This is a genomic window from Lentibacillus salinarum, assembly GCF_042679865.1.
Taxonomy (GTDB): domain Bacteria; phylum Bacillota; class Bacilli; order Bacillales; family Amphibacillaceae; genus Lentibacillus; species Lentibacillus salinarum.
This window is the reverse complement of record NZ_JBHTNH010000040.1, coordinates 1-1358: the sequence shown is the minus strand read 5'-3', so window position 1 is coordinate 1358 and position 1358 is coordinate 1. Positions and strand designations below refer to the sequence as shown.

The 1358-nt window shown below is 38.0% G+C and carries 1 protein-coding gene; it reads left to right on the top strand.

Features of this window, described 5'->3' with window-relative positions:
- On the top strand, positions 1–1352 hold a 1352-nt coding region (locus tag ACFQ4A_RS18960; protein ID WP_449280309.1), incomplete at its 5' end, for an IS1634 family transposase.
- Positions 1353–1358 lie beyond the last annotated feature (6 nt).

The following is a 1358-nucleotide window of genomic DNA, read 5'->3' as shown; positions in this document are numbered from 1 at the left end:
TTAATGAGATTCTTTCGCGTCTTCTGTATTTGCGTATTCTACACCCTGCTTCAAAAAAGGGAACGTTTGAACATTCGAAGGACTTACTTGAACCGGCACAATTTCAGTCCCATCAAATCTATCGGGCGCTTGGGGTGCTTGCGGAACAATCGGATTTTATTGAAGAAATGGTCTATAAAAATAGCCTCCAGGTTGTTGATCGAAACACGCAAGTTTTATATTATGATTGCACCAATTTTTTCTTTGAAATCGAGGAAGAAGACGGTTTTAAACAATATGGGGTTTCTAAAGAAAATCGTCCCAGCCCCATTGTTCAAATGGGATTGTTCATGGATGGATCAGGGCTTCCACTGGCTTTTAGTATGACACCTGGAAACAGAAACGAACAAACCACCTTGAAACCGTTAGAACGCCGTATTCTAAAAGACTTTAACCTTTCGAAATTTGTAGTATGCACAGATGCCGGTCTATCCTCAAATAAAAATCGGATCTATAACACGAAAGGAAAACGCGCATTTGTAACCACGCAATCAATCAAAAAACTGAAGAAATTTTTGAAGGAGTGGGCTCTGGATTCCGAGGGATGGCGAATACCAGGAAGCAATAAAAAAATAAATTTAGATGATGTTCGCAAACTCAAAAATGACCAGAAAACGTACTACAAAGAGCGCTGGATAAAAGAAAATGGATTGGAACAAAAGCTAATTGTTACCTACTCACCTGTTTACCAGCGATATCAAGCTTCTATTCGGGAAAAACAAGTTGAACGTGCGAAGAAGAAGGTGGACAATCCAAGCTCGTTGAATAAACATAACCAGAATGACCCGAAGCGATTCATTAAAGCAACACATGTCACGGACGATGGTGAAATTGCAGACAAGACTCAGGCAGCTCTGAATCAAGACCAGATCGATCATGAATCCATGTATGATGGATTTTATGCGGTATGTACCAATCTGGAATCCACTATTGAGGAAATTATCAAGATTAATCACAGGAGATGGGAGATTGAGGAGACATTTCGAATATTAAAAAGTGAATTCCAGGCTCGACCTGTTTACTTGCAGAGAGAAACTCGAATAAAAGCACATTTTTTAACATGTTTCCTAGCATTATTGATTTATCGCATTTTAGAGAAAAAATTAGATGAAAGCTTTACATGTCCTGAATTAATCAGTACGTTGCGGAATATGAACATGCGAGAATTAGATGGAGAAGGATACATACCTGCATATACACGAACAGAAATTACGGATGCTTTACATGAAGCATTTGGCTTTAGAACCGACTTTGAAATAGTTACTCAAAAAAACATGAAAAAAATTTTAAAACAAACCAAAAAAGGAAAATAGTACGCT